This is a genomic window from Streptomyces sp. NPDC002884 (genome assembly GCF_040295245.1).
Taxonomy (GTDB): domain Bacteria; phylum Actinomycetota; class Actinomycetes; order Streptomycetales; family Streptomycetaceae; genus Streptomyces.
In genome coordinates, this window is the sequence record NZ_JBEOVB010000027.1 from 43,909 (window position 1) to 69,017 (window position 25,109).

29 protein-coding genes are annotated in these 25,109 nt (G+C 71.0%); 6 read left to right on the top strand and 23 right to left on the bottom strand.

The annotated features are described in order from the left end of the window. Nucleotides 1-125: 125 nt before the first annotated feature. The 3 genes from ABT070_RS34980 to ABT070_RS34990 form a co-directional block, all read right to left on the bottom strand. Nucleotides 126-473 (bottom strand): DUF2516 family protein, encoded by a 348-nt coding sequence (locus ABT070_RS34980; RefSeq protein ID WP_351766842.1) that lies wholly within the window; start codon nucleotides 471-473, stop codon nucleotides 126-128. Nucleotides 474-636: 163 nt separating this feature from the next. After that, nucleotides 637-1,314 (bottom strand): hypothetical protein, encoded by a 678-nt coding sequence (locus ABT070_RS34985; protein WP_351766710.1) that lies wholly within the window; start codon nucleotides 1,312-1,314, stop codon nucleotides 637-639. 86 nt (nucleotides 1,315-1,400) lie between these two features. After that, a complete protein-coding gene (locus tag ABT070_RS34990) occupies nucleotides 1,401-1,829 on the bottom strand; it encodes a helix-turn-helix domain-containing protein (protein ID WP_351766712.1) in 429 nt (142 codons plus the stop codon). A 162-nt stretch (nucleotides 1,830-1,991) separates the two neighbouring features. Here ABT070_RS34990 and ABT070_RS34995 point away from each other — a divergent pair, with 162 nt between their 5' ends. Then, a complete protein-coding gene (locus ABT070_RS34995) occupies nucleotides 1,992-2,732 on the top strand; it encodes a patatin-like phospholipase family protein (RefSeq protein WP_351766713.1) in 741 nt (246 codons plus the stop codon). Between the two features lie 82 nt (nucleotides 2,733-2,814). Here the strand turns inward: ABT070_RS34995 and ABT070_RS35000 are convergent, their stop codons facing one another. Beyond that, complete coding sequence (locus ABT070_RS35000) at nucleotides 2,815-4,965, bottom strand: HelD family protein (protein WP_351766715.1); 2,151 nt, start codon at nucleotides 4,963-4,965, stop codon at nucleotides 2,815-2,817. Between the two features lie 49 nt (nucleotides 4,966-5,014). After that, the gene (locus ABT070_RS35005; protein ID WP_351766716.1) at nucleotides 5,015-5,659 is read right to left on the bottom strand and encodes a TetR/AcrR family transcriptional regulator; all 645 of its coding nucleotides are present in this window, start codon (nucleotides 5,657-5,659) and stop codon (nucleotides 5,015-5,017) included. A 110-nt stretch (nucleotides 5,660-5,769) separates the two neighbouring features. On the opposite strand from ABT070_RS35005, the gene ABT070_RS35010 reads away from it, so the two are divergent. Beyond that, nucleotides 5,770-6,801, top strand: a complete 1,032-nt coding sequence (locus ABT070_RS35010; protein ID WP_351766718.1) for a zinc-binding dehydrogenase — start codon at nucleotides 5,770-5,772, stop codon at nucleotides 6,799-6,801. A gap of 105 nt (nucleotides 6,802-6,906) precedes the next feature. On the opposite strand, the gene ABT070_RS35015 is transcribed toward ABT070_RS35010, so the two are convergent. Both ABT070_RS35015 and ABT070_RS35020 read right to left on the bottom strand, forming a co-directional pair. Next, complete coding sequence (locus tag ABT070_RS35015; RefSeq protein ID WP_351766843.1) at nucleotides 6,907-9,012, bottom strand: phosphotransferase; 2,106 nt, start codon at nucleotides 9,010-9,012, stop codon at nucleotides 6,907-6,909. Between the two features lie 360 nt (nucleotides 9,013-9,372). Then, on the bottom strand, nucleotides 9,373-10,230 hold the full coding sequence (locus ABT070_RS35020; protein WP_351766720.1) for a GntR family transcriptional regulator: 858 nt from the start codon (nucleotides 10,228-10,230) through the stop codon (nucleotides 9,373-9,375). 174 nt (nucleotides 10,231-10,404) lie between these two features. Here ABT070_RS35020 and ABT070_RS35025 point away from each other — a divergent pair, with 174 nt between their 5' ends. Continuing rightward, nucleotides 10,405-10,587 (top strand): hypothetical protein, encoded by a 183-nt coding sequence (locus tag ABT070_RS35025; protein WP_351766721.1) that lies wholly within the window; start codon nucleotides 10,405-10,407, stop codon nucleotides 10,585-10,587. A gap of 12 nt (nucleotides 10,588-10,599) precedes the next feature. On the opposite strand, the gene ABT070_RS35030 is transcribed toward ABT070_RS35025, so the two are convergent. Both ABT070_RS35030 and ABT070_RS35035 read right to left on the bottom strand, forming a co-directional pair. After that, nucleotides 10,600-11,346 (bottom strand): HAD family hydrolase, encoded by a 747-nt coding sequence (locus ABT070_RS35030; RefSeq protein ID WP_351766723.1) that lies wholly within the window; start codon nucleotides 11,344-11,346, stop codon nucleotides 10,600-10,602. Between the two features lie 29 nt (nucleotides 11,347-11,375). After that, the gene (locus ABT070_RS35035) at nucleotides 11,376-12,254 is read right to left on the bottom strand and encodes a winged helix-turn-helix domain-containing protein (RefSeq protein ID WP_351766724.1); all 879 of its coding nucleotides are present in this window, start codon (nucleotides 12,252-12,254) and stop codon (nucleotides 11,376-11,378) included. 153 nt (nucleotides 12,255-12,407) lie between these two features. On the opposite strand from ABT070_RS35035, the gene ABT070_RS35040 reads away from it, so the two are divergent. Continuing rightward, nucleotides 12,408-12,602, top strand: coding sequence for a hypothetical protein (locus ABT070_RS35040; protein ID WP_351766725.1), 195 nt, complete (start codon nucleotides 12,408-12,410; stop codon nucleotides 12,600-12,602). On the opposite strand, the gene ABT070_RS35045 is transcribed toward ABT070_RS35040, so the two are convergent. The 3 genes from ABT070_RS35045 to ABT070_RS35055 form a co-directional block, all read right to left on the bottom strand. Continuing rightward, complete coding sequence (locus tag ABT070_RS35045) at nucleotides 12,592-13,500, bottom strand: FadR/GntR family transcriptional regulator (RefSeq protein ID WP_351766728.1); 909 nt, start codon at nucleotides 13,498-13,500, stop codon at nucleotides 12,592-12,594. The two genes, ABT070_RS35040 and ABT070_RS35045, sit on opposite strands and share 11 nt — an antisense overlap. 362 nt (nucleotides 13,501-13,862) lie before the next feature. After that, nucleotides 13,863-15,128, bottom strand: a complete 1,266-nt coding sequence (locus tag ABT070_RS35050) for a GNAT family N-acetyltransferase (RefSeq protein WP_351766729.1) — start codon at nucleotides 15,126-15,128, stop codon at nucleotides 13,863-13,865. Between the two features lie 113 nt (nucleotides 15,129-15,241). Further along, the gene (locus ABT070_RS35055; protein WP_351766731.1) at nucleotides 15,242-15,808 is read right to left on the bottom strand and encodes an RsiG family protein; all 567 of its coding nucleotides are present in this window, start codon (nucleotides 15,806-15,808) and stop codon (nucleotides 15,242-15,244) included. Nucleotides 15,809-15,967: 159 nt separating this feature from the next. Between ABT070_RS35055 and dtd the strand changes: the two genes are divergently transcribed. Further along, on the top strand, nucleotides 15,968-16,393 hold the full coding sequence (gene dtd / locus ABT070_RS35060; protein WP_351766733.1) for a D-aminoacyl-tRNA deacylase: 426 nt from the start codon (nucleotides 15,968-15,970) through the stop codon (nucleotides 16,391-16,393). Between the two features lie 227 nt (nucleotides 16,394-16,620). On the opposite strand, the gene ygfZ is transcribed toward dtd, so the two are convergent. From ygfZ to ABT070_RS35090, 6 genes are all read right to left on the bottom strand, one after another. Beyond that, nucleotides 16,621-17,586 carry a CAF17-like 4Fe-4S cluster assembly/insertion protein YgfZ gene (ygfZ, locus tag ABT070_RS35065; protein WP_351766734.1) on the bottom strand — a complete coding sequence of 322 codons (966 nt, stop codon included), beginning with the start codon at nucleotides 17,584-17,586 and terminating at the stop codon, nucleotides 16,621-16,623. A gap of 10 nt (nucleotides 17,587-17,596) precedes the next feature. Further along, a complete protein-coding gene (locus tag ABT070_RS35070) occupies nucleotides 17,597-18,043 on the bottom strand; it encodes a Fur family transcriptional regulator (protein WP_020130354.1) in 447 nt (148 codons plus the stop codon). A 16-nt stretch (nucleotides 18,044-18,059) separates the two neighbouring features. Further along, nucleotides 18,060-18,635: a heme-binding beta-barrel domain-containing protein gene (locus ABT070_RS35075; RefSeq protein WP_351766736.1), complete on the bottom strand. Its 576-nt coding sequence runs from the start codon at nucleotides 18,633-18,635 to the stop codon at nucleotides 18,060-18,062. 231 nt (nucleotides 18,636-18,866) lie between these two features. After that, a complete protein-coding gene (locus ABT070_RS35080) occupies nucleotides 18,867-19,961 on the bottom strand; it encodes a hypothetical protein (protein ID WP_351766738.1) in 1,095 nt (364 codons plus the stop codon). Then, nucleotides 19,958-20,806 (bottom strand): hypothetical protein, encoded by an 849-nt coding sequence (locus ABT070_RS35085; protein WP_351766740.1) that lies wholly within the window; start codon nucleotides 20,804-20,806, stop codon nucleotides 19,958-19,960. Before ABT070_RS35085 ends, ABT070_RS35080 begins: the two co-directional genes overlap by 4 nt. Further along, nucleotides 20,803-21,486, bottom strand: coding sequence for a hypothetical protein (locus ABT070_RS35090; protein ID WP_351766742.1), 684 nt, complete (start codon nucleotides 21,484-21,486; stop codon nucleotides 20,803-20,805). The genes ABT070_RS35085 and ABT070_RS35090 overlap by 4 nt, the downstream gene beginning before the upstream one ends. Before the next feature lie 303 nt (nucleotides 21,487-21,789). Here ABT070_RS35090 and ABT070_RS35095 point away from each other — a divergent pair, with 303 nt between their 5' ends. Then, nucleotides 21,790-22,152 (top strand): DsrE family protein, encoded by a 363-nt coding sequence (locus tag ABT070_RS35095; RefSeq protein ID WP_351766744.1) that lies wholly within the window; start codon nucleotides 21,790-21,792, stop codon nucleotides 22,150-22,152. A 9-nt stretch (nucleotides 22,153-22,161) separates the two neighbouring features. On the opposite strand, the gene ABT070_RS35100 is transcribed toward ABT070_RS35095, so the two are convergent. The 5 genes from ABT070_RS35100 to ABT070_RS35120 all read right to left on the bottom strand — a co-directional run bounded on the left by ABT070_RS35100 (nucleotide 22,162) and on the right by ABT070_RS35120 (nucleotide 24,959). Further along, nucleotides 22,162-22,434, bottom strand: coding sequence for a DUF3099 domain-containing protein (locus tag ABT070_RS35100; RefSeq protein WP_351766745.1), 273 nt, complete (start codon nucleotides 22,432-22,434; stop codon nucleotides 22,162-22,164). Between the two features lie 143 nt (nucleotides 22,435-22,577). After that, complete coding sequence (locus ABT070_RS35105) at nucleotides 22,578-22,865, bottom strand: DUF1416 domain-containing protein (RefSeq protein ID WP_004986406.1); 288 nt, start codon at nucleotides 22,863-22,865, stop codon at nucleotides 22,578-22,580. Between the two features lie 39 nt (nucleotides 22,866-22,904). Then, entirely contained in the window at nucleotides 22,905-23,744 is an 840-nt protein-coding gene (locus ABT070_RS35110; protein ID WP_351766747.1) for a sulfurtransferase, read from the bottom strand. Between the two features lie 137 nt (nucleotides 23,745-23,881). Next, the gene (locus tag ABT070_RS35115; protein WP_351766844.1) at nucleotides 23,882-23,965 is read right to left on the bottom strand and encodes a putative leader peptide; all 84 of its coding nucleotides are present in this window, start codon (nucleotides 23,963-23,965) and stop codon (nucleotides 23,882-23,884) included. Between the two features lie 256 nt (nucleotides 23,966-24,221). Then, nucleotides 24,222-24,959: an LmeA family phospholipid-binding protein gene (locus ABT070_RS35120; protein ID WP_351766749.1), complete on the bottom strand. Its 738-nt coding sequence runs from the start codon at nucleotides 24,957-24,959 to the stop codon at nucleotides 24,222-24,224. Nucleotides 24,960-25,109: the final 150 nt, after the last annotated feature.

The following is a 25,109-nucleotide window of genomic DNA, read 5'->3' on the forward strand; positions in this document are numbered from 1 at the left end:
CCCGCCGCCCAGGCCGTCCTGGGCGGGTCGGTCGGGCCGGTCGAGGCCGTGCGGCGGAGCCGGATGTGCACGACGCCCCCGCGCCCCGGACAGGGGCCGCGGGGGCGCGCGAGGTTCTATGTGGGTCAGCGGCCGCCGTTGTACGGGCCGTACGGGCCGTCGCTGCTGCTGCCGCCGCCGCTCCTGCGGCCCCAGCCGCCGCCCCCGCCGACCTGCCTGAGGGCGGGCCGTACGTCCACGAAGAAGACGATCGTGGCGACGAGTCCCGCGAGCTGGAGGAAGAGCATCGGCACCAGGAGGTTCACCGCCACCGTGACGCCGAGGATGATCAGCCAGAAGCCCTTGTTCTGCTTGTCGGCGGCCCGGTAGGCGTCATCACGGAACAGAGCGGCCATCACCAGCGCCACCACGGCGAGGACCAGCATGGCGAGGTAGAGCAGCCACACCAGCCCGGCGAAGCCTTCGATCAGCACAACGTCCACCACCCGACTCGACGCGATTCGACTCGCTCGTCCTTACGCGGTCACCGTACCCGCAACCGCGCTCCCGCTACCCGTACAACGGGCCGGGCACCATGTGAGTGCCCGGCCCGTGACCGTATGTCCCTGTCCGCCGTGTCCGTACCGGCCGTCGGTCTCACTTGGTCGGCGGCGTGGTCTTCTTCGCGACGGGCTTGCGGACCGGAGCCTTCTTGGCGGCGGCGGCCTTCTTCGCCGCGGCGGACTCGGACTGCGCCTCGGCCGTGGTGGGCTTCGGCACGTCCTTGACCACGACCGGCTGGACCACGGGCGCCGGCTTGGGCTCCGTCTTGGGCTCGACCGCGATGGCGAGCTCCTCGATCTCCTCGGCGGCCTCGCCGCGCCAGGTCTTCACGGCCTGCTCGCCGTGCTCGGCGACCTTCTCGTACGTCTCACGGGCCTTGACGGCGTACTCGGCGGCGACGCCGACCCCGCGCAGCGCGAGGTCCTGGGCGGACTCGCCGAACTTCTTCAGGTCGGCGTCGAGGGTGCTGCCGATCTTCTTGATGTCCCCGTCGAGGCTGCTGATGAAGTCGGTGACCTTGGTCTGGAGGGTCTCCTGCGCCTCCTTGGCCTTGGCGGTCGCCTCCTTGGCACGGGCGCCGGCCTTCTCCTGCACGGCCTTGGGGTCGGTGTTGCGGACGGCCTCGAAACGAGCCGGGGCCTCGGTGCGCAGCTGCTCCACCAGACCCGGCACCTTCTTCGCCTGCTGGAGGGCCAGATCGGCGGTGCCCGCGGCGAAGTAGAACGGAGTCGGGTCGCTGAAGGTCTTGCGCAGGTCGTCGGTGATGGCCATGGTGAAGATCCTCCCGGATTCACATACGTCGTATTCGGCTGAGGGTCGTGCAGGTCCGCAGCGGTGCGGCCGGTCCCCTGGTCCGGTCAACCGGCCGTCTGCTGCGGGTCGGCGTCGCTCTCGTTCTTCCGTGGGCCCGCCGTACCGTCGCCGTCCGCGAATCCGTTCTCCTTGCGGAAGGACTCGTAGATCTGCAGCAGCACCTGCTTCTGCTGCTCGGTCAGCGTGGGGTCGGCGAGGACGACCGCGCGGGTCGCGCCGTCCCGGTACTCCTCCCCGTCCCGTTCCGCGTCGAGGATGCCGGCCCGCACGTACAGCGTCTCGGCGGAGATCCGCAGCGCCTTGGCGACCTGCTGGAGCACCTCCGCGCTCGGCTTGCGCAGCCCGCGCTCGATCTGGCTCAGATACGGATTGGACACCCCGGCGGCTTCGGCGAGTTGCCGGAGCGACAGCTGCGCGTTGCGCCGCTGCTCGCGCAGGTACTCACCGAGATTGCCGACGTTGAGCGATGCCATGGCTCCACTGTGCACCAGCCCTGCTAACTATTGCAAGCACCTGCTTGCAATAGTGTGTCGCGCCACTCCAGACTGAGCGCCCCACCCCGGCGCCCCACCGCAACGCCCCACCGGAGCGCCCCACCCGAACATCGACACCCCACCCGGAAAGGGAGCGCGCACGTGCCCTCGCCGAAGCCGCCCGCCGTCGGTCTGGTCCTGTCCAGCGGGGCGGCCCTCGGCGCCGCGCACGCCGGTGTCCTGCGAGCCGTCGAGGAGGCCGGGATCGAGGTGTCCGTGGTGACCGGGTCCAGCGCGGGGGCGCTGATCGGCGGCGCCTGGGCGGCCGGGACCGCCAGCGAGCGGATCACCTGGCGGCTGCTGCGCGCGCAGTGGGCGGACTTCGGGTCCGCCGCGCTCGCCCCGCGCCTCGGGCTCCTGGACACCACCCCCCTGGCCCGCAACATCGAGGAGATGCTCGGCGATCTGCTGATCGAGGACCTGCCGACCCGGTTCGGCGCGGTGGTCACCGAGCTGCGGTCCACGACACCTCGGCTGGTCGACTCCGGCTCGCTGACGGCGGCCGTACGCGCCAGCAGCGCCGTGCCCGGACTGTTCCCGCCGGTCCGGCTGGAGGTGGGCGGCGCGCTCTGCGTCGACGGCGCCGTGCTGTCGCCTTCCCCGGTGTGGGCCGCGCACCGGCTCGGCGCCGAGCGGGTCATCGCCGTGGGCTTCGGCCGCGGCAACACCCGCTGGCGCCGCTGGTTCGAGTCCCGCCCCGACCACCCGGCGAACGGCCGCCACGCCGACCTGGCCGTCACCATCGACACGACCGGCCACTCCTCCTGGTCGGCCGCCGGCGTCCCGGACCTGATCGACCGGGGGTACCGGGCGACGCGGGAGGCCCTGGAGGACTGGACCTGAGGGCACCGGGCCGCCGTCCACAGCACCATTGGGCCGCCGTCGCCCGCCCTCCGCCGCACCACCGGCCCGCCCTCTCCCTTCCTCACACCTCCCAGGGCAACTCCCTTTCGTGCACCACCTCCAGCCGGGAGACCGCGCGGGTCAGCACCACGTACAGCCGGTTCAGGCCGCGTTGCTCCGACTGCGCGATGGCCGCCGGTTCGACGGCGACGACGTGGTCGTACTCGAGGCCCTTGACGAGGGTCGCCGGGACCACCGTCACCCGGGCGGCCGGGTCGTCCGGGCCGGAGGTCGGGATGCCGGCTCCGGTCAGGGCCTCGCGGACCCCGTCGATCTGGGGGTCCGCGGCGATGACGCCGATCGAGCCCTCCCGGGGGAGTGCGTCGCGTACGGCGGCGACGACCGCGGAGCGCAGGTCGCCGTCGGCTCGCCGGACGCGCAGTTCGCCGTCCCGGCGCAGGGAGTCGGCGCGCGGCACATCGGCGTCGAGGAGGTCGAGCAGGCGGCCCGCGAGAGCGAGGACGGCGGCCGGGACCCGGAAGCCGGTGGTCAGCGGGACGATCGTCGCGTCCGGCTTGCCCAGGTGGGCCAGTTGCGTCCGCCAGGAGTCCGCCGCCCAGGGGGTGGTGCCCTGCGCCAGGTCACCGAGGACCGTGAGCGAGCCGAAGCGGACCCGGCGGGCGACCGCCCGGCACTCCATCGGGGAGAGGTCCTGGGCCTCGTCGACGACGACATGGCCGTACCCCTGGGGATGGTCGAGGAGGCCGGCGATCTCGTCGAGGAGGACGAGGTCGGCGGGCGACCAGCGCGCCGACCTGGGTGAGCGGGGCGGCCGCTGCCAGTGCAGGGCCCGCTGCTCCTCGGCGTCCAGGAGGCCGTCCGCGGCCCGTGCCAACTCCTCCGCGTCCATGAGGAGTCGGGCCAGGACCTCCTCCGGGCGCGCCTTCGGCCACAGCGCCTCCACGCACGCGCTCACCGGCCGGGCCCGTTCGATACGGCGCGTCCAGGAGGCCGGGCGCGGGCCGCTCCGGCGTTCCACCTGCTCCTGGATCCGGCGCACGATCCGGCTGCGCACCCGCTCGCGCCCGATCTCGTACGGCGGCTCCTCGGCGAGCACCCCGGTGACGATGTCCGTGAGCCGGTCGCCCGCGATCCGCCGGCGGGAGGAGCCGTCGGGGACGGAGAGGTCCTCGGCGCGGTCGGCCGTCACCCGTCCGTACACCGCCCGGCGCAGCACCTCGGCCATCCGGGCGTCGTGCTTGACGGCGGCGGCCCGGCCGGGGTCCGTCCCGGTCGCCGGTCCGCGGGCGATCTCGTCGTGCAGGGTCGACTGCCGTACGCCGGTCTCGCCGAGGGAGGGGAGCACCTCGGCGATGTAGGAGAGGAAGGTGCGGTTGGGGCCGAGGATCAGCAGGCCGCCGCGCTGGATGCGCCGCGGGTGGGTGTAGAGGAGGTAGGCGGCCCGGTGCAGGCCCACGGCGGTCTTGCCGGTGCCGGGGGCGCCCTGTACGCACACGGACTCGGCGAGCTCCCCGCGGACGAGTTCGTCCTGCTCGGGCTGGATGGTCGCGGCGATGTCCCGCATCGGTCCGACGCGGGGCCGTTCGATCTCACGGGCGACGATCCCGCCCGGCCGCCCCACCCCGCCCGACCCGCCTGCCCTGTCCGCCCCGCCTGCCCCACGAAGCCCGGTGCGTTGCGCGTCGTCGTCGGCGTGTTCGCCCGGGGCGAGGTGCTCGTCCTCCAGACCCGTGAGGTCGGCGGAGTCGCCCCGGCTGCCGGGGGCCCAGCCGAACCGGCGCCGGACGGCCACGCCCTGGGGGTCGCGGGCGCTCGCCCGGTAGAAGGCGCGGGAGACGGGGGCCCGCCAGTCGACGACGAGGGGCGGGGCGGCCGGGTGCTCGCTGATGCGGAGCCGGCCGATGTGGTGGGCGAGTCCCTCGTGCTCACCGCCCGTGCCGTGCGCGAAGTCCAGCCGGCCGAAGAACAGGGGCCCGTCGGGCAGTTCGTGCAGGGCCTTGGCGTGGCTGCGCAGCCGGAACCCGAGGACCTCGGCGTCGGCGCCGGAGGCGGAGACGTCCTCGCCGGTGACGACCTGGAGGTCGGCGCCCTCGACCATCGCGGCGAGGGCGGCGCGGCAGACGTCGTGGTGGGCGCGTTCGTGGTGCAACGCGATGCCGAGATCCGGCGGACTCTTCGGGTCGCCGTCGGGGACCGGCTCGGTTGTCGTCATACGACAAGGGTAACGAATAATGTAACCGAGTCACATTTTTTACTCAGTATCAGTCGGTTGCCGGCCGGCCGAGCTGCGGCAGACCCGCCGCCAGTACCGCGAACGCCCGCTCCGCCGCCGCCTCCGCGTCCCCCCGTACGTCCTCCACCCGCTCCCCCGCCGCGATCCGCCGCCAGTTCTCCTCGGCCAGGATCCGCCGGACGGCGATGATCTGGCCGGCGGCCAGCCGGGCGTCGAGGGCGTCGGGCAGCTCGTCCGCCAGGGCGTCGGCGAGGGCGCTCTCCGAGCGTTCCAGATAGCCGTGGAGACGGGCGACCAGGGAGGGCGTGCCGTAGAGCAGGGCGTAGAAGGCGCGCACGTGCGGGTGGTCGTTGAGGCCGGTGACGGGGTCGGCGGCGGCCAGTCCGGCGAGGAAGTGCCGGCACAGCGCGGGCAGTGGCGCGACCCCCTCGGCCCGCGCCGCCGTGACGACCCGGGCCGCTTCCTGCTCATGGTCGGCGATCCGGTGCAGGACCAGGTCCTCCTTGGCCGGGAAGTACCGGAAGAGGGTCGGCTTGGAGATCTCGGCCGCCGCGGCGACCTCGGCCACGGACACCGCGTCGAAACCGCGCTCCATGAAGAGCCGGACGGCGATGTCCGACACGGCCTCGTACATCCGCCGCCTCTTGCGCTCACGCAGCCCGGTCTCGCTCATGGACCGAGCCTACGGGGCCGGCCGTCACCCGACGCCGCTTGACCTCAACCGGGGTTGAGGTCGAAGACTCCATGCACGCGCATCGAACGGCACCGCAGTGGAGGTATGTCATGCGAGCAGCACAGGTGAAGGCGTTCGGCGGACCGGAGGTCCTGGCCACGGTGGAGCTGCCGGACCCGGTCCCGGGCCCGGGCGAGCTCCTGGTCGAGGTCGCCCACGCCGACACGATCTTCGTGGAGACCCAGATCCGCGCCGGCCGGGCCCGCGCCTGGTTCTCCGTCGAGCCGCCGTACGTTCCCGGTGGCGGCGTCGCCGGCACGGTCGCCGCGGTCGGCGCGGGCGTGGACGCCGGGTGGGTGGGACGCAGGGTGGCCTCCTTCGTGGACGGCAGCTACGCCGAGCGCGTGACGGTCCCGGTCACCGCGCCGACCCCCGTCCCGGACGGCGTGGACCTGCGCACGGCCGCGGCACTCGTCCATGACGGGGTGACGGCCGCCGGTCTGCTGGAGCGCACCGCCGTGGCCCCCGGTGACCGCGTCCTGATCCTCGGCGCCTCGGGCGGCATGGGCACCCTGCTGATCCAGCTGGCCCGCGCCCGGGGCGCCCGGGTGGTGGCCGCGGCGCGGGGAGCGCGGAAGGCGGCGCTGGTGCGGGAGCTGGGGGCGGACGCGGTGGTGGACGTGTCGGAGCGGGACTGGGTGGAGCGGGCGCGGGAGGCCCTGGGGCGGCCGGCGCCCACCCGCGCCACCGAGACCACCGCCACCGAGACGGCCGCCGCCGAGACCGCTGCCGAGCCGGCCGCCGATGTCGTACTGGACGGTGTCGGCGGTGAACTCGGCCTCGCGGCCTTCCCGTTGACCGCCGACGGCGGGCGTTTCTCCGCGCACGGGGCGCCGACGGGCGGCTTCGCGGCGGTGGACGCGGCGGAGGCGGAACGCCGGGGCGTCACCCTGTTCGGGATCGGGGACGTGCAGTTCGGCGAGGCCGAGGCGCACCGCCTGACCTCGTACGTCCTGGCGGAGGCGGCCGCGGGGCGCCTGCGGCCGGTGATCGGCGCCCAGTTCCCGCTGACGGAGGCCGCCGCGGCACACGCGGCGATCGAGGGGCGGGAACTGGTCGGGAAGGTGGTGCTCGGAATGTGAACCGAAGGGGGAGGCCGGCCCCTTCCCCGGGTCAGCCCTCACCCGAGGTCAGCGCTCCCCCGGGTCAGGCGCTCCCCGGCTCAGCCCCGACCCCGGGTCCCCGGCTCAGCCCCGGCCCCGGGTGAGGGCCAGTTCGAGATAGGGGTTGGTGGTGCGTGAGGCCGGGAGGCCGAGGGAGGCGGTGGCCGCGGCCAGCGTCTCGGCGTAGGAGTCCACGGCCCGGCGGACGTTGGGGGCGTCCAGGCCCGTCCTGGTCACCAGCCGGTCGAGATCGACGTAGGCCGACCGGATGATCTCGATCCAGCGGTACACCGGCCAGTCCAGGCGCCAGTTCCTGCTGTACTCCGGCGGCATGATCCGCTCCCACCGGCGGAACATGCGGTCCCTGATCTCCGGCCGGGTCGGTGTCAGGTGCATGTGCCGGACCAGGTCGTAGAGCGGGTCGCCGACCATGGCCATCTCCCAGTCGATGATGGTCAGCAGGTACCGGCCGCCGCGCACCAGGTTCCACGGGTTGAGGTCACCGTGCAGGAGGGCGGGCGCCCGGTGGGTCAGCGTGTGGCGGGACAGGATCTCCCCCAACCGCTCGTGGTGGGGCAGCCCGAGCATCCGGGCCAGCTGTGTCGACTCCTTCGGCAGCGTCTGCACCAGCTTCACGAGCTGGTCCCGCAGCCACACGTAGAAGCCGTCGTTGCCCGAGACCGGGTCGACCAGGCTGTGGTCGACCTTCGTCAGCGCGCACAGCTGGTCGACGAGCGCGTCCGCCTCGCGCGGGCGCAGACCGTTCACCGGGTGCTCGGGGAGTCCGCCGCGGCGCGGGCCGACGTAGGTGTGGATGGCGAACGGGTCCTTCGTACAGCTCTCGCCCAGGGCCAGGATGCGCGGGGCCTCCACCTTCACGCCCGACTTCTCGATCGCCCGGAGCACGGCGTGCTCGCTGAGGATGCTGGGCTCCCTGCGCTGGACGTTGGAGAGCAGCCGGCGTACGACCACGGGTTCGGCGTGCCCGCTCACCCGGACCACCGTGTTGAGGTGCGCGGTCCCCTTGAAGACGTTCCCCGCGGGGGCCGCGCCCTCGGCCAGCAGCGCCTCCCTGACCGCGCTCGCCGGGAACTTCGGGTGCGGGGGAAGCCGCCGGTCCGCCGTCCACGAGATGGCGGGTCCGATCCAGTCCCGGCCGCTGATGTCGCCCTTGTTGCGCGAGGCCAGCCAGCGGTAGAGCGCCTTCTCGATCTCCGCGGGCTCCGGCACGTCACGCAGCCTCAGCGGCGCGACCGCCGCCACCAGGGCCCTGCGCACCTCCCCCGTCGCCTCGTCCAGGCTCTTCTGGGTGAACGACTCCTCCAGCGACCGCGCGGCGCGCATCACGTCCGGGTAGACGGACTGTGCCCGCTCGAAGGAGAGGTAGTGGGCCAGGTCCCTGACCAGGCCGTTGGTGGCGGCGGGCCGGAGTTCCAGCATGGCCTGCGCCCAGGCGTCGACGACCTCGGCCCACTGGTGGGCCGGGTACTGCATGCGCACCAGGTGCGTGGCCAGGTCGTGCAGCGGGTCGCCGTAGGTGGCGAGTTCCCAGTCGACGCAGACGAGGGGCGGGTCGCCGTCGTAGGACACGATCAGGTTGTCCCGGTGCAGATCCGCGTGCAGCAGGCTGTACGGCCGCCGCGCCATGGCGGGTACCCGCTCGGCCAACCGGGTCAGCGCGTCGTCGGGGATGCCGAGCGTGTTGAACAGCCCCCCGAACTCCGCCCAGTTCTCCTGGCGGATCTGCTGGTCGGCGAGGTGCGCCAGCGTCCTCAGGAAGCCCTGGCTGTCGGTGCGCTCGGCGGGCCAGGCGCCCGGCAGCGGGGGCAGGTCCGACGGTCGCACCCGGGTCATCAGGGCCAGCAGCTTGGCCAGCTCCCCGATCAGCAGGGAGTCGACAGGTTTACCGTTTCCGCAGACCCTGGAGAGCGGCACGCCCTCCACGAAGCTGTGGATCGCGAAGTCCGTTCCCGGCACCAGGCATTCGGGTGCGTGCGGCAGCACGCCCTGCATGGCCTTGAGGACGAGGGCCTCGTCCTGCCAGGTCCTGATCACGACCTGCGGCGCGTCGCCGCGTCGGACCCGCACGGTCACCGAGGTGCCTGCCTCCCGGCCCAGCAGGCGCGCCACGGGCTCGGTCAGCGGGAGCACGTAGTTGCGGTTGTGATGACCGCTGGACTCCTTCCCCATCGCCTGCGCGGTCCTGGCGAAGGCCCGGTAGACGGCGTCGTGCTGCTCGGCAGTGGCTCGCTCCCCGGGACGGCACTGGGGAACTAGAGGGTCGCGCACTGGCCACTCCGGTAGTCGCGCAGGGATGGATCGGGCAAACGGTAAGCCGACGGTAGAGGGTCCGCACGGCCGGTGCGTGGACGAGTGAGCACAATGGGTGGTCTGCCACTCGGCTACGTCAGACCGTTCGAGACAGGCTTGTTCGCCGTCTCATACGTACGAACGGGAGCGGTTGCTCGCGCGGTGCGGCGCATGCTAGCGCAAGCACCTCGACTCCTCGGCGAACCTGCCGGCCGACGAACCGGCTGTGCGGCGGACACGCTATACGGCGAGATGTTCCCAGACGGAGTCGAACCACTGCTGCCAGCTGTCGACGAAGACCGAGCCCGGCGATCCGGGGTCGGCGTCCCTGACCTGACTGGTGAGCCTGGCCCCCAGACCGAGCACGTCGAGCGCCTCGATCTCCTCGCCGGAGTCCAGGGTGATCCGGCGGTCGATCACCTTGTACGGACCGTGCAGAGCGACGGCGCGGTCGAAGAGGTAGAGCTTGAAGGCCGGGGTCAGGGGAGCGTGCCGGATGTGCAGCTCGGCGGAGTGCACGAGCCCCTCGGTCTCCAGGTCCCGGAGCAGGCCGCGCAGCGAGTCCGTGGCCCGCTGGGTGATGGTGTGCAGCCGGTCCCGCAGCCGTACGTCGTCCTTGTCCGCCCTGGCCCGCGGATAGGGCACGGGCAGGTCCTCGGCCGGGAGGATCATGCGCAGGACGATGCGTTCGGGGGCGCGCGGCCGCAGCCGAAGCCGCTCCGCCTGCACCCGGATGTGGGCGTAGAGCGACTCCGCCGTCAACGTGTAGACGTCGAGGGCGACTTCGGGTCGGCCGAAGGCCTCGTCGAGGAGGGTCTCCAGCGTCTCCTGTACCGGCGGAACGGCCGGCTGGACCGGCTGGTCACCGAGCACCCGTGACCCGCTGCCCTGCCGGGACTCGATCCGCCCCTCCTCGGCCAGCTTCTGCAGCACCCGCTGCACGGTGTCCCGGGAGACCCCGAACTCCGCGGCCAGGTCCCGCTGGGACGGCAGGAAGGAGCGCACCGGGTACGTCTCGTCGTCCATGCGGGAGCGCAGCGCGTCGGCGACCCGGTGGAACTCCCTGCCGCCTGTGTCACCGCCCTGCCGTTCACTCACACCGCGACCGTACCGCTCACCGGCCTGTGGCAAACCACTTTCAGTCAAGTGCCGTCCAGAGAAGTCCAGTTGGTTAAGGGATCAATCGGGCAGGGAAAAACCAGCGCAAGTCAACCGGTCCAATTGGACCGCTAGTCGCAAGCTTCACCGACAATGGCAGGCAGGTGGAAGGTCATGCTCCTGTTATCGGCGCTCCGGGAGGCCCTCGGGCTCTGTGCGGGGCTGGCGGCGCAGAGCAGGCTCGGGGCAGTGGGGTTGATATTGCTCTTCATGCTTGCGGTGGGGGTTCGAGCCCGGCACAGCGGCCTCGCGGTCGGGGCCGCCGTGGTGCTCGTGCTCCTCATGGCACAGGCGTGAGCTTGCATCGCCTCAGACTTGCCTGACGACCGTCAGAACCTTCTCCAGCGAGTTCACCACCGTCGTGGCGCCCGCGCCCCTGAGCAGCTTCTCCTTGCGCTCGTTACGCGCGTAGCCCAGGAAGGGCACGCCGGCCTCACTGGCGGCCAGGAAGTCGGAGGGGGTGTCGCCGATCATCAGGGCGGTGGCGGGTGCCGAACCCATGGCGCGCAGGGCCCGGTTCAGACAGTGCGGGTGGGGCTTGAGGTGGCTCAGTTCCTGGGTGCGGCCGTAGACGTGCGGCGCGAAGCAGGCGGTGAGGCCGCGGCTCTCCAGGTAAGTGGTCGCCACCCGGGGGGAGTTGTTCGTGGTGATGGCCAGCCGCAGCCTCAGTGCGACCAGGGTGCGGATCAGGGGGTCGGCCCATGCCGTGGGCATCGCCGAGGCCGTGGCCTTCAGTTCCTCCTGGGTGAGGCGCTCCTCCAGCTCCGTGACCAGGTCGCTGCCCGGATGCCGGCGGTCCACCGCGCGCAGCACGACGTGCGGGTCCAGCGAATCCCGCTCGGAGTCCGTCAGCAGGCCGTGCAGACCCCGCCCTTCGAGCCACTCCACGAGACCGTCGGCCACCCCTTCCGCCGAGTGACCGGCGAAGAGCCGGCAGATCGGCCCGTCGAAGTCCCAGAGGACGACCCTCGCGCGGGTGATCAACTCCCGCAGATCCTCGGTCCCGTTCTCCGTGTCGTCGTTCCCGGTGTCGTCGTTCCCGGTGTCGGCTGCCACCTGTTCAGTCCGCGTCGTCTCAGAGGTCACTAGGAGAGTGTCAGGTCCGTCGTGATGGTTTCCCAGAGGGCGTCGAACCACTTCTGGGATTCCTCCACGAACGCGGCGTCGCGCTGACCGGCGGTCTTCTCGAAGGAGAAGAGGAGGGACTCGGTGCCCCGCACGTCGTACATGTCGAGGGTTCCGCTGTCGGTGGTCTCCTCCGTGCGCGCGACCATGTAGTACGCGATCAGCGCTTCCGTCCCGTTGAGGAGATACAGCTTCACCGGCGGGGTGAACGGCAGCGCGCGGAAGGTGATGGTGACATCGACGCCGTGCGAGCGCAGCGCGCGGAGGTTGTAACTCAGCACCTGGCCCTGCGCGTTGCGCATCGACAGCCAGCGGTGGTGGACCGGGTCCTCGTCGTCGCCGCGGCCCTCGACCGGGACCGGGAAGGCGAGGCTGATGTCCCGGGACGGCAGCAGGATGCGGACGTCGATCTTCTGGGGCCGGATGCTGCCGGCGTGGATCAGCCGCAGGGGCTCCCCCAGGGCCGGGATCAGGCTCTCGGCGGTGAGGCAGGCCGCGTCGATACGCACATGCGGGACCCCGAAGGCCGCGGTCAGCCGCGGGGCCAGGCCCACCATCGTGGGCTGGGGCTCGCCGCGGTCCGGCGCCGGCGGCTCCGCGATCCGCGGGGGGCTGCCCTTGCTCACGTTGGTGAGCAGTCCGTCGTCCTGGAGTGCCCGCAGGGCCTGGCGGACGGCGCCGCGCTCCACGCCGAACTCGTCGGCGAGCTCGGCCTGGGTGGGCAACCGGTCGCCGGCCCTGAGATCCCCGACGCGGATGCGCTCGCGCAGGACATCGGCGATCTCACGGGGTGAGAGCCTGCTGCCGTTCACTGCCACGTTCTCCTGGGTCACGACCAAACGCTACAACTTACATCCATCTGGCGGGAGTTGTTTGAAAGTTGTTTAGCAGTTGCCACCAAGTGGGGACAACATAGTCATAGTTGGCAACCAACTTGGGTGAGTTGGCGGAAGTTTTGCCTCCCACTCCAGTCTCCGAAGGGGGGAACCACCATGCCCGTCCTCGTCCTCCTCTGCGCCGCCTTCGTCGTCGGTGTCGAGCAGACCATCCAGTGGAAGTACGGCACCGCCGGCGCCCTCGGCCTGCTCCTGCTCAGCTTCGGCATCAAGGCCAAGAGCCCGGTCATCAGCTCCGTCGGCGCCGTGATCCTCGCCCTTCTCGCCACCGGGCCCGCCGTCAGTTCGTGAGCACCAGTTCCGAGCTGATCGTCTCCCACAGTGCGTCGAACCACAGGTGGGACTGTTCCACGAACGTCGTGTCACGCGGTCCGGCGCCCTGTTCGAAGGCGAACAGCACCGACCGCGTGCCTTCGGCGTCGTACATCTCCAGGTGTTCATGGTCGATCGTCTGCTTGCGCCGCTTGACCGTGTAGTAGGCGAACAGCGCTTGCGTCCCGTTGAGGAGATACAGCTTCACGGGCGGGGTGAAGGGCAGTGCGCGGAAGGTGACGTGCACGTCGATGCCGTGCGTGGAGCGCAGGGTGAGCAGGTTGTGCCGCAGCACCTGGCCCTGGGAGTTGCGGTGGGCCAGCCAGCGGCGCTGGAGCCGCCCGGTCTCCGCGATGTCCACCGGCGCCGGAAAGGCGAGCTCGATGTTACGGGACGGCAACAGGACACGGACGTCGATCTTGGCCGGTTTCAGTCGCCCCGCGTGGATCTGCCGCAGGGGCTCGCCGATCGCGGCCGTCAGCGATACCGCCGTCAGGCACAGGGCGTCGACCTCCACGTGGTCGGCGGCGAAGGCCTCGGTGATCCGCGGCGGAAGCGCCACCATCGCGGGCTGCGGCGTCGCCGCGGGGCCCACCGGGAGGCCGACCGCGCCCGGCCGCGCGGCGACGGTCGCCGGACTCCCCTTGGAGACGTTGGTGAGGAGCTGCTCGGACTGAAGAATGCGCAGCGCCTGCCGTACGGCACCCCGCTCGACACCGAACTCGTCCGCCAGCTTGGCCTGCGTCGGCATGCGCTGACCCGGCCGCAGCACTCCGGTCCTGATCCGGGTGCGCAGCTCGTCGGCCACCTCGCGATGTGACCGCTGCGGCCGCACCGCCCTCCTCCGCCCATTGACGGAGGCATGTTCCGGCTCCACGTCCGCACACTACAACTTCCCGCCATCTTTGGGCAGTTCAAAGAGAGATGGTTATAGGACGCTTCCAAGCGGACATAGTTACAGTGAAGTTGGCAGCCAACTTCAACAACATGGTCAAACTTTCAGACGGTTGGCCGGTCGGGCTCCCTTCCGGAGGGGAGCCGGGAGCCCGAACAGTCGGCATCGACGTACAGCCACAACTGAACATCGCCCGTACAGCCACAACTTCAGATCGATCGCACAGCCACAACTGAACAGCTACGGATACCGCAGTCACAGACACACAGGTACGCAGGTACGCAGGCACGCAGGCACGCAGGCACGCGGAGACACGAGCCACGCGGCCACGCAGAGAGGAGCCGTCAGAACATGTCCGGGCACCAAGGCCGCCCGGACGTGCGCAGCAGGGCGTCGGCCCCTCGGGCGGCGCCCGCTCGTTCTTCCCGGAGCCGGCCCAGCGCCGCCAGCCGCCCCGCGGACTCGTCGCCCAGCCACAGCGTCGCCAGCTCGGCCACGTCCAGGGTGAGGTCGGCGCTGCGGGTGGTCGGCGTACAGGAGGCGCCGTCGGGGGTCGCGTCCAGCAGGAAGCGGCCCCCGGCCAGGCCCGCCCGGTCGACGACCTCGAGGACCAACGCGCCCGGCGCATCGTACGTCCGTGCCTCCAGGGCCCGTACGACGTCCAGGATCCGCACCCACAGCCAGTCCGCCTGCGTGGTGATGCGCGCCGCGCGCGGGTCCGGCAGATGGAGCGGGAGCAGGTCGTCCGGCGAGCGCCAGCCGGTCTTCACCCGGGTGATCCAGTCGATGGAACAGAGGTAGTGCCACAGGGCGCGTTCCGCGGCCGGGGTCACCGCGCTCAGCCAGTTCACCGTCGCCGTGTTCAGCGGCTGCTTGGCGTCGCTCCACTCCTCGTCCGCGCGGTAGGAGGCCATGCCCTCCACCACACCGTCCGCCGAGCGGTAGACCACGAAGAACGGCTCGACCCACGCACTGCCGTACAGCCACAGCTGCCCGGTGCGCGCCGCCCACCAGTGCTCGTCCCGGTCGATGGCGCCCGGCTGGGCGCGACGCAGCCGCTCGTGCAGCTCGGGACCGATCCGGCGGATCTCCTCGCCGTCGGCGAGGTCGATCCGCCCACCGTCCTGCGGGCCCGACCAGTTCGGGTCGAGGCCCGCGCGCGGCACGTCGATCGACCACTCGGTCATCGTGGTCGCCGGACCGAAGCCGTACCGGCCGTAGATCCGGTACTCGGCGGCTATCAGGGTGGCCACGACGTCCCCGCGGTCCTTCGCCGCCGTCAGGTCTTCGGCCATCAGCCGGGTGAGGATTCCGCGGCGGCGGTGCGTGGGCGCGACGGTGACGTTGGAGATGCCGTCGGCGGGGACGGGGGCGCCGCCGACCGCGGTGAGCTCCTGGTCGAAGGAGCGGAACGTCGCCACGCACCGTCCCGCCTCGAAGGCGCCGGAGACACGGGAGTCGGCGAACGCGACACGGCGGTCGGCGAGCATCCGGTCGGGAGCGGTGGGCGGGCGCAGAAAGCCCGTGTTCACGGCACGGGTCCAGTCGGGAAGCTCCGCGTCGGTGATCGGGCGGACGTCGAGGGGCTGCTGCATGGCTCGGCGGGTCATGGGATCACCGTAGGCAGGGGCGGGCGGCCGGTGCGAAGATTTTTCCGCCTCCGCCTCCGCCGCCGCCCCACCTCTGCCGCCCCGGCGCCGGCCCCGATGGGGCCTCGCCGGAGTCACACCAGCAGGTCCTCCACCTGCGCCTCTCCCTCCCGGTACCGCCGCGTGATCTCCGCACCCGACTCGTCGGCCGTCCGCTGGAGGCTCTGGCGGCGGCTCGAGACCTGCTGCTCGTAGCGGACCAGGCAGACCATCCCCTCCTGGAGCTCGGGATCGGTGCGCGCGTCCAGGTCGGAGAGTTCGACGTCGGCGAGCATGTCGGTGGCCAGGCGCCGGTACTCCTCGCTCTGCGGGGTGCACAGGGTGACGTGGCGGGCCGAGGAACGGTGCCGGGCCGGGGCGTCGGTGAGGATCTCCGACAGCCGCTCCACGACGGAGGCCGCACCCGCAGGAGAACGGCGGGCCAGCTCCGCGCGCAGGATGTCGATACGGCCCTGGAGCAGCCGTCGTACATAGCTGAGGTCGGCTTCGTCGCGCTGGGCGTCCCGGCGCAGGGTGCGCAGTTCGGGCAGGCTCAGCCGGGTCAGGTCGTGCTCGGGCGGTTGTGCTGGCAGCACGGGGCTGTCGCTGCGCTGGGCCGGCGGCCGATGTGTGGCAGGCCGCCCGGTACTCGGTGTGCTCATGTCCTTCTACCGTCCCCTCGACCGGCGTGTGGGAAGCATCGTGCCACCCCGATCGGTCGATGAGTTACCGAGTCCCCCCGAACGGCCCCAGATAGGGGCTTAAGGATCAAAAATGGGCCCCTCGCGGGTCCGCGCCAGGCACCCGGCATCATGGTCCGCATGCGAGCGGTGGTGCAGAGGGTGGACGGCGCGAGCGTCGTCGTGGACGGCGAGACGGTCGGGGAGATCAGCGGCGAGGGACTGTGCGTCCTGGTCGGGGTCACGCACGAGGACACCGAGGAGAAGGCGGCTCAGCTCGCCCGCAAACTCTGGTCGGTCCGCATGCTGCACGACGAGAGGTCGTGCAGCGACATCGACGCCCCGCTGCTGGTGATCAGCCAGTTCACGCTGTACGGGGACGCCCGCAAGGGACGCCGCCCCACCTGGAACGCGGCCGCCCCCGGCGATGTCGCCGAGCCGCTCGTCGACGCGGTCGTCGCCCGGCTGCGGGAGCTGGGCGCGACGGTGGCGACGGGCCGGTTCGGCGCGCAGATGCGCGTGTCACTGACGAACGACGGCCCGTTCACCGTACTGATCGAGATCTAGGGCCCCACCGATGCCCGGGGCTGCGCCGGTGTCCGGGGCCCACCGGTATCCGAGGCCTTAGCGGTATCCGGGGCCCCACCGATGTCCGGGGCCCACCGCTATCCGGGCCCCCGCCGGTGTCCGGGGCCCACCGATATCCGGGCCCCCGCCGGTGTCCGGGGCCCACCGATATCCGGGCCCCCGCCGGTGTCCGGGGTTGGGCCGGGGTCTCAGGGGCCGGGCCGGGTCTAGGGTTCCACGACCACTTCCTGGGCGGCCGCCGTCGTCCCGGCCAGCAGCGGCGCGTCCACCGGCACGTTCCGCTTGACCAGGGCCAGGGCCACCGGGCCGAGTTCGTGGTGGCGTACGGACGTGGTGATGAAGCCGATCTTGCGCCCGTCGGGGGCGTCGTCGGCGACGCGGAGTTCGGTACCGGCTACCGGCAGAAGGACCTCGCTGCCGTCGAGATGCAGGAAGACGAGGCGGCGGGGCGGCTTGCCGAGGTTCTGCACCCGGGCCACCGTCTCCTGGCCGCGGTAGCAGCCCTTCTGGAGGTGCACGGCGGTACCGATCCAGCCGAGCTCGTGCGGGATGGTGCGGTGATCGGTCTCGAAGCCGAGCCGCGGACGGTGGTGCTCGACGCGGAGTGCCTCGTGGGCGAGGATCCCGACCGGCGGACCCGCCTGCCCGGCGTACGCCTCCAGATCGGCGCGGGGAACGAAGAGATCACGGCCGTACGCGGTCTCCCGGACGACGGCACCCGGCGGGACGGGCGCGATGGAACCCGCGGGGAGATGCACGACCGCGAAGTCGGCGGTGCGGTCGGCGACCTCGACCCGGTAGAAGAACTTCATCGACTCCAGGTACGCGATCAGCGCCTCCTGGGTGCCGGGTTCGACGTGCAGCCAGACCGTCTGGCCGTCGTCCACCAGGTAGAGCGCGTGCTCGATGTGGCCGTTCGCGGAGAGGATCAGCGCTTCGGTGGCCTCGCCGACGCGGAGGTCGGTGAGGTGCTGGGTGAGGAGAAGGTGCAGCCAGCTCAGCCGGTCCTCGCCGGACACGGTGACGACCCCGCGGTGCGAGAGATCGACGAAACCGGTGCCGTCGGCGAGGGCGCGCTGCTCGCGGAACAGGTCGCCGTAGTGGCCGGCGACGCCTTCGTCCACGCCCTCGGCGGGGACGGCGCCGGGCAGGGACAGCAGAGGGCTCTTCATGGTCCCCAGCCTACGACTTGGTAATTGAACCCTTGAGGGTGCAGTCCTTGCACCGCCCGAAGATCGCGAAGTGCTTCATGTCCGTGTCGAAGCCGAAGGTCTCGCGCAGCTTGTCCCGGAACTCCGCGGCCACCTGTACATCCGCCTCGATGACGTTGCCGCAGTCCCGGCAGACGAGGTGGATGTGATGGTGCCGGTCCGCCAGGTGGTACGTCGGCGCCCCGTGCCCCAGATGCGCGTGGCTGACCAGCTCCAGCTCCTCCAGGAGCTCCAGGGTCCGGTACACGGTGGAAATGTTGACCCCCGACGCCGTCTTCCTCACTTCCACGAGGATGTCGTCGGGGGTCGCGTGCTCCAGGGTGTCCACGGCTTCGAGGACAAGCTGTCGCTGCGGCGTCAGCCGGTAACCGCGCTGCCGCAGGTCGCTCTTCCAGTCAGTGCTTTCAGTGCTCACCACACCGAAGAGTCTAGAACTACTTGAAGAAGGCGATCCCGTCGTCCGGCATGTCGTCGGGGAGGGCCTTCGCCCAGCGCTCGACGTCCTCCGGGGTGACGACCTTCTTCAGGTGCGCCGACATGTAGGGGCGCAGCTCGACCTCGGGGGTCTGCTTCTCGCCGACCCACATGAGGTCGCTCTTGACGTAGCCGTACAGACGCTTGCCGCCGGTGTAGGGGCCGGAGGCGGCCGTGCGGGCCACGGCGTCGGTGACGAGGTCGATCTGCGGCTTCTTGTCGGCGAGCTCGCCGTACCAGATCTCGACGACGCCGTCGTCACGGACCATGGTCACCTCGACCTTGCGGTCGGCGTCGACGCGCCAGAAGCCGGACTCCGACTCGAGCGGCCGGATCTTGGCGCCCTCGCCGTCCAGGACCCAGGTGTGGGAGTGGTACTCCAGGAAGTCGCGGCCGTCGTGGCCGAAGGTGACCTCCTGCCCGAAGTTGCACTTCTCCGAACCGGGGAAGTCGTGCACGCCCGCGCCCGCCCAGCTGCCCAGCAGGAAAGCGAGGGGGACGAGGTCCTTGTGGAGGTCGGACGGAATCTCGATCATGAGTGACAGTTCCTGGACGTGGTCGGTCAGCGCTGGCCCTGGTACAGCTTCTTCACGGTCAGACCGGCGAAGGCGAGGGTGCCGACGCAGACCAGGACCAGCAGGGCTTCGAAGAAGATCTCCACAGGGTGCTCCTCGGATGAGCGTGCTTCGGGGTACGTACTACGGGGCCGGCCCCCAGCTTACGCGGCCGGGGGCCGGCCCTCCCTGCGAGGTACTCCCTCACAGGGTTCAGCCCAGCAACTGACTCTGCAGGGTGACGGTCTGCTGGAAGGGGACGGCCGCGGCCGTGCCCTTGCGGGACTGGAGCACCACGGCGATGACGTCACCCGCGCGGAGGTAGGCCTGCCGCAGCTGCTCCGCGCCGTACGGCTTCACCTCGTCGTACGAGTACCGCATGACGCTCATGGTGTCGAAGTCGGCGGCGGTGGGGTACTTGTCGTCGAACTCCGCCGCGGGGGCGCCACGCACGGCGTGCAGGGGCGAGCCGTAGGTGGTGAGCTCGCCGTAGACGTCGTCGGCCACCGTCCCCGTGTCGAACTGGAGCAGGTAGACGCGGGTGTCGGTGCCGTCCTGGGTGGTCCAGCCCCGGGCCGCGATGTGCCGCAGCCCGTGGTCGGTGAACAGCTGGCCGACGTCGTCCTGGTCCTCCTTCGCCTCGAACACGGTCAGGAAGTCCTTGGTCGGCAGCCAGCCGTCGGCGCCTCGCAGCGTCTTGTCGTCCGTCGCCCCCGCGGGCGCGGGCAGCAGCAGCGCGCGCAGGTCCGCGGAGTGGGACTGCGCCCAGTTCCTGGTGTCGAACGGCCTCGGGCTGCCGGAGGGCAACGGCGGCCTGGTGATCTCCGGGTACGCCCAGCGGCCGTCCGACTCGGTGGCGAGACCGGGTACGTCCGTGCGCTCCATGCTCGTGATCCCGTACGCCGTCCCGGCTCCGAGCGCGGCGAACACCGTGACGACGGCGGTCCAGCGCAACAGAGCCCGCAGGACACGCCGGTCCTTCGGAGCGACGGGGACCACCGGGCCGGCCGGGTCCTCCGGGACAGCCGTGCCCTCCGGGGCGGCCGGGTTCTGCGGGGCGGCCGGGTCCTGCGGGGCGGCCGGGTCCTGCGGGATGGTGGGTGTTTCCGTGGCCGGGAGCTCCTTGGTGGTGTCCGGTCCGGCGGCGGCCTGCTCGGCGACGGCATCGGAGGGCGCGGTGGCGGCTGTCACGTCAGCTGTTGCGTGGGCTGCCGAGGCAGCTGTCGCGTCGGCTGTCTCGGGGCGCGCCGCGTCGGTCGTCCCGACGGGCGGTTCGGCGGTGGCCGGCGTCTGCTGTTGCTCGGTCATACGGCCTGTCCCGGGTCGTCGATGCGGTCGAGTTGTGCGGTGAAGAACTTGGCGACGAACTTCGCGTCGAGTACACCGGGGGCGTTCGCGCTGACGCTGACCAGCACGTCTCCCACGTAGGCGGTGCAGAGCGCGAAGCCCAGCTCCTCGTCCTTGTCCTTGCCCTTGGGCGTCAGGAAGCACTGGGCGTCCTTGTTGCCCGCGATCTTCGGACCCTTGCGGAAGACGTCCGTGGCGGCGAGGAAGCCGTTGACGGACGTCGCCGCCTCCCGCACGGCGGTGCGGTTCTCCATCCGCGACAGGTTGACGTCGAACGCGATCGCGTCCGTGGTGTTGTAGTCCGACCGGCCGACGACGTAGCTGCGCATCACCACGCCCTTGATGCGCTCCTTGTCGATCAGCTTCTCCAGCTGCCGACGGGACTTGCTGGGCAGGTCTTTGATCGACTCCTTGCGCAGGGCGGTGGCCTGCGCGCCGCTGAACTCCGCGTCCGCGCCGAACTCGCCGAGGTCGGGACCGCGCTCGAAGCCGTCGGTGCCGTAGGGCACCAGCAAGGCGCTCAGTCCCGACCCCGTCGCACCGCCCTGCTTGGTCCTCTCGTCGTCCTGGGCGGCCGGGGGCGCGAACTTCCACGTCGGCTTGCCGGGATCGCGGTCGGCGTCCTGGACGGTCACGACGGTGTAGCCGACACCGCCGACGAGCGCGCAGGCCAGCAGCGCGGCTCCCGCCACGGCGAGGATCCGGCCGGGCCGCAGCACCCGCCGGGCGGGCTTCTCTGGCGTCGCCGGGCTCTCCGGGCTCTCCGGGCTCTCCGGGTTCTCGGGGTTCTCGGGGTTCTCGCTCACAGCTTTCCCACCTGCCGCTGGGCCAGGTCCATGATCTTCGCCTTGGAGATCGGCTTGGTGTCGTAGACCTGGATCTCGACGCAGATGTCACCGCGCCAGGCGTAGGCCTCGGCCGTGTACATCGGGAGGTAGCCCGCCTCCTCTTCGGGTGTGTCGTGCACGTACGCCGAACCGTTGCCGTCCCCCGTGCCGGGGATGGGCCAACTGCGGGTGTCGTCCTCGTCCTCGGCCCAGTAACCGGCGCTCTCGGCCCACTCGGACGCGGCAGCCTTGCTCTCCTGGTGGAACTGCACGAGGGCGATCTCGACGTTGTACGACTCGCCCACGCGCCACGAGACCATGGCCGCGCGGCGGAACTCGTCGTCGACGAGGTTGTTGAACGTGGCGCCCGGTCGCGTGTACTCCTCCGCGTACGTGGACAGATCCGCCCAGCCGTCGCTGTCCACCGCGAAATCGGCGTCCTTGGCTCCCTTGGGACGGGTGATCAGCAGCTTGCGCAGATCGCCGTCCGTCTTGACCCGCCGGTCCTGCGCCGCCGACAGCGGCTCGACCTCGCCCTTGCCCTGTCCGAGCACGGGCTGGGAGAGCGGCGGCAGCGCGGTCGGCTCGCGGTCGGCCTGGACGAGGAAACCGGCGCAGGCGCCGGCGACGATCCCGAGCACAGCGGCTCCGGCGATCATCAGCGTCGTACGGCCGCGGCGACGGCGGGGACGCGGAAGAGACGGTTCAGCCTGTTCGGCCGCAACGGCTGCGACTGCGGCTGCCCCGGCCTCGACGCCCCCCTCCGCTTCCTCTGTCCCCGCTGCCCCCGCTGCCTCGGCATCCGCCTCGACCGCCCCGGGTTCACCGGTTACCGCTTCGGCCCTTTCAGGACCTTCCACAACATCCCCCTCAGAAGCGTGAAGCGCGTATTCCGTATCGCGCTTCACAGGAGACCCATGGTCAACTCCGGGAGTTGTAGTTGAGTTGATTACGATTCAGGCATGGCGAAGAAGCTTGTGATCAAGGTGACGGCAGGGGCCGATGCGCCCGAGCGGTGTTCTCAGGCGTTCACGGTCGCGGCCGTCGCCGTGGCCAGTGGGGTCGAGGTCTCCCTCTGGCTGACCGGGGAGTCCGCCTGGTTCGCGCTGCCGGGCCGGGCCGCCGAGTTCGAGCTGCCGCACGCGGCCCCGCTGCCCGGCCTGCTCGATTCGATCCTGGCCGGTGGCCGCCTCACCCTGTGCACCCAATGCGCGGCCCGCCGGGACATCACGGAGAAGGACGTCATCGAGGGCGTACGGATCGCGGGAGCGCAGGTCTTCGTGCAGGAGGCGCTGGCCGACGGCGTCCAGGCGCTCGTCTACTAGGGCAGCCCCCTAGGGCCGGTCCTGGGGGCGGCGTTTCTTGCCGTCCAGCTCGTCCCACCACTCGTCGGACTTCGGATCGCCGGAGGGGTCGTCCCACCAGCGGTCCTCGGGACCGCGCCGGTTGGCGACCATCGCGGCGAGCGGCGGAATCACCATGGCCACCACACACATCCCGACGGCCACAGGCATCGACCAGAGACGCACGACTCCCCAGGCCAGGACGAACAGCACCACACAGCTGCCCATCATGGCGAAGTAGACGTGCCGACGGCGGGCGTACATACATCCAGGGTAGATCCGGCACAGCCGATCGGGGCGGGGCCGATCGCGGCGGGGCCGGGCATGGCGGGGCCGGGCATGGCGGAAGGGCCGTGCCCCGGGGGTGAACCCGGGGTACGGCCCTTCCGGCGTCGGGGTCCGAGGGATCAGACCGCGATCGCGACCTCCGCGAGGCCGCCCTGCTGGGCGACGACCGTGCGGTCGGCGGTGCCGCCGGGAACGAGGGCGCGAACGGTCCAGGTGCCTTCGGCCGCGTAGAAGCGGAACTGCCCGGTGGCGGAGGTCGGGACCTCCGCGGTGAACTCGCCGGTCGAGTCCAGCAGACGGACGTAGCCCGTCACCGGCTCGCCGTCGCGGGTCACCTGACCCTGGATCGTGGTCTCACCGGGCTTGATCGTCGAGGCGTCCGGGCCGCCGGCCTTCGCTCCACACATGTGCTTCTCCAGAGGTCGTTCAGGTCGGTCTTCGGATGGTTACTTGTTGGCGCCGAGCTCGATCGGGACGCCGACGAGGGAGCCGTACTCGGTCCAGGAGCCGTCGTAGTTCTTGACGTTCTCCACGCCCAGCAGCTCGTGCAGCACGAACCAGGTCAGGGCCGAGCGCTCGCCGATGCGGCAGTACGCGATGGTGTCCTTGGCCAGGTCGACCTGCTCGTCGGTGTAGAGCTCCTTGAGCTCGTCGTCCGACTTGAAGGTGCCGTCGTCGTTGGCGTTCTTCGACCACGGGATGTTGCGGGCGGACGGGACGTGGCCCGGACGCTGCGACTGCTCCTGCGGCAGGTGCGCGGGAGCGAGCAGCTTGCCGCTGAACTCGTCGGGCGAGCGGACGTCGACCAGGTTCAGCGAGCCGATGGCCGCCACGACGTCGTCGCGGAAGGCGCGGATGGACTTGTTCTGCGGCTTGGCCTGGTAGGAGGTCTCGGCGCGCTCGGGCACCTCTTCGACCAGCTCGCGGGCGTCCAGCTCCCACTTCTTGCGGCCACCGTCGAGAAGCTTGACGTTGTCGTGGCCGTAGAGCTTGAAGTACCAGTAGGCGTAGGACGCGAACCAGTTGTTGTTGCCGCCGTAGAGGATCACCAGCGTGTCGTTGGCGATGCCCTTGGCCGACAGGAGCTTCTCGAAGCCCTCCTGGTCGACGAAGTCACGGCGGACCGGGTCCTGGAGGTCCTTGGTCCAGTCGATCCGGATGGCGTTCCGGATGTGGTTCTTCTCGTACGCGGACGTGTCCTCGTCGACCTCGACGATGGCGATGTCGGCGTTGTCGAGGTTGGCCTCGACCCAGTCGGCGTCGACCAGGACGTCACTGCGGCTCATGCTCGTTCTCCTCCGGGGCAGTTGCGGCGGGGGTGTGCAAGAAAGGAGGGGTGCGCGGCCGGGGCTCGCCGGCGGCCGCGCACGGACGCCCTCGAGTGAGGGCGCCGGGAGGCGCGGAAGGCCGGCGGCGCTTCCGCTCAGAAAGTGCGACAGAGCATGGCGGCGACGCGGCACAGGTCTACTGCCCGCCGCTTCGTGAGATCCGCCTGTCGCTGCATCATGTCGACGATCGTAGGGACGGACAGGCGGGCATGTCACCAGCATGCCGAATGGTGAGATGCGATCGTCCGGATAGTGGGACGCAACAAGCGCCCGGGCCGTCGTCGTACGGCTTCCGGGCGCTTGTGTCCGTCGTCACCCCTACGGTACGGACGGTGGTGTCTCGCCTGTCGGACGCTCACCGTCCATCGGGGGTCCGCCAGGAGCCGGCCCGGGGGCGATCCGGAAACCGGTCCGGGAGTCGGTCCGGGAGCAGCCCTACCCGGCCAGCCTGACGTTCGAACCCTTCACCGAGATGTCCACACCGTTCGTCCCCGCCTGGACCTTGTCGAGCTGGATCCCGCCGGGCAGGTCGTCGATCTTCTGCTCGAAGTCGGTGATCGAGCGCACCTCGCTCTCGGCGGCCTGGACCCCGCCGAAGCTGGGCAGCGAGTCGGCGTGCACGCGGACGGTGTCGCCCTCGACGGTGACCGTGCTGAGGACGTAGACGGGCTGCGGCAGCTTGGTGCCGAGCACGGTGGCCTCGACGGCGACCTTGATCTTGCCGTTGCCGCCGTCGGAGAGACCGACCACGTTGGCGGTGACGCCCTGCATCACCTGCGTCGGCTCGGACTTCGCCGTCTTCAGCAGCTCGGCGTAGGTGATGGACGCGGTGCCGGTGGCACTGGAGGCGGTGGCGGAGCTGTAGTCGCCGGAGAACTCGACGCCCTTCATGTCCGCCTGGAGGTCGTCGATGCGGATGGACTGACCGCTGGTGCCGGTCGCCGCCTCGTAGTCCTTCATGCCGACCTCGACGTCGTCCAGCGAGCCGCCGACGACCTGGGTGAGGAAGGGGAAGCCCTTGATGGACACGTCCGGGGTGGTCGCGAGGCCCTCGTTGGCCTTCAGCTTGTCGGCCACCTCGCCCTCCGCGAAGTTCACGGCCAGCCGGTCCGCGAGCACGAACAGGCCGCCCAGGACCACGACGACGACCAGCAGTATTCGAAGCGCACGCATGCGGTAGTTCCCCCACCCGGATGACCTGAACGGTTCATTGACAACGGTTCAAGGTAACCCCGAGCGGAAGGGGTACCGGCGATTTGTCGATCACCTGTGACAGACCATCACCGCGCTTTACCCCTTACTCCCCGCTCACTCCCGGCTCAC

What these genes read in the sequence shown, in the direction of transcription:
- ABT070_RS34985 (WP_351766710.1), bottom strand. Translation starts at nt 1,314, where the DNA reads ATGGCCATCACCGACGACCTGCGCAAGACCTTCAGCGACCCGACTCCG.
- ABT070_RS34990 (WP_351766712.1), bottom strand. Translation starts at nt 1,829, where the DNA reads ATGGCATCGCTCAACGTCGGCAATCTCGGTGAGTACCTGCGCGAGCAG.
- ABT070_RS35000 (WP_351766715.1), bottom strand. Translation starts at nt 4,965, where the DNA reads ATGACGACAACCGAGCCGGTCCCCGACGGCGACCCGAAGAGTCCGCCG.
- ABT070_RS35005 (WP_351766716.1), bottom strand. Translation starts at nt 5,659, where the DNA reads ATGAGCGAGACCGGGCTGCGTGAGCGCAAGAGGCGGCGGATGTACGAG.
- ABT070_RS35010 (WP_351766718.1), top strand. Translation starts at nt 5,770, where the DNA reads ATGCGAGCAGCACAGGTGAAGGCGTTCGGCGGACCGGAGGTCCTGGCC.
- ABT070_RS35015 (WP_351766843.1), bottom strand. Translation starts at nt 9,012, where the DNA reads ATGGGGAAGGAGTCCAGCGGTCATCACAACCGCAACTACGTGCTCCCG.
- ABT070_RS35025 (WP_351766721.1), top strand. Translation starts at nt 10,405, where the DNA reads ATGCTCCTGTTATCGGCGCTCCGGGAGGCCCTCGGGCTCTGTGCGGGG.
- ABT070_RS35040 (WP_351766725.1), top strand. Translation starts at nt 12,408, where the DNA reads ATGCCCGTCCTCGTCCTCCTCTGCGCCGCCTTCGTCGTCGGTGTCGAG.
- ABT070_RS35050 (WP_351766729.1), bottom strand. Translation starts at nt 15,128, where the DNA reads ATGACCCGCCGAGCCATGCAGCAGCCCCTCGACGTCCGCCCGATCACC.
- ABT070_RS35055 (WP_351766731.1), bottom strand. Translation starts at nt 15,808, where the DNA reads ATGAGCACACCGAGTACCGGGCGGCCTGCCACACATCGGCCGCCGGCC.
- dtd (WP_351766733.1), top strand. Translation starts at nt 15,968, where the DNA reads ATGCGAGCGGTGGTGCAGAGGGTGGACGGCGCGAGCGTCGTCGTGGAC.
- ygfZ (WP_351766734.1), bottom strand. Translation starts at nt 17,586, where the DNA reads ATGAAGAGCCCTCTGCTGTCCCTGCCCGGCGCCGTCCCCGCCGAGGGC.
- ABT070_RS35075 (WP_351766736.1), bottom strand. Translation starts at nt 18,635, where the DNA reads ATGATCGAGATTCCGTCCGACCTCCACAAGGACCTCGTCCCCCTCGCT.
- ABT070_RS35080 (WP_351766738.1), bottom strand. Translation starts at nt 19,961, where the DNA reads ATGACCGAGCAACAGCAGACGCCGGCCACCGCCGAACCGCCCGTCGGG.
- ABT070_RS35090 (WP_351766742.1), bottom strand. Translation starts at nt 21,486, where the DNA reads ATGATCGCCGGAGCCGCTGTGCTCGGGATCGTCGCCGGCGCCTGCGCC.
- ABT070_RS35095 (WP_351766744.1), top strand. Translation starts at nt 21,790, where the DNA reads ATGGCGAAGAAGCTTGTGATCAAGGTGACGGCAGGGGCCGATGCGCCC.
- ABT070_RS35100 (WP_351766745.1), bottom strand. Translation starts at nt 22,434, where the DNA reads ATGTACGCCCGCCGTCGGCACGTCTACTTCGCCATGATGGGCAGCTGT.
- ABT070_RS35105 (WP_004986406.1), bottom strand. Translation starts at nt 22,865, where the DNA reads ATGTGTGGAGCGAAGGCCGGCGGCCCGGACGCCTCGACGATCAAGCCC.
- ABT070_RS35110 (WP_351766747.1), bottom strand. Translation starts at nt 23,744, where the DNA reads ATGAGCCGCAGTGACGTCCTGGTCGACGCCGACTGGGTCGAGGCCAAC.
- ABT070_RS35115 (WP_351766844.1), bottom strand. Translation starts at nt 23,965, where the DNA reads ATGATGCAGCGACAGGCGGATCTCACGAAGCGGCGGGCAGTAGACCTG.
- ABT070_RS35120 (WP_351766749.1), bottom strand. Translation starts at nt 24,959, where the DNA reads ATGCGTGCGCTTCGAATACTGCTGGTCGTCGTCGTGGTCCTGGGCGGC.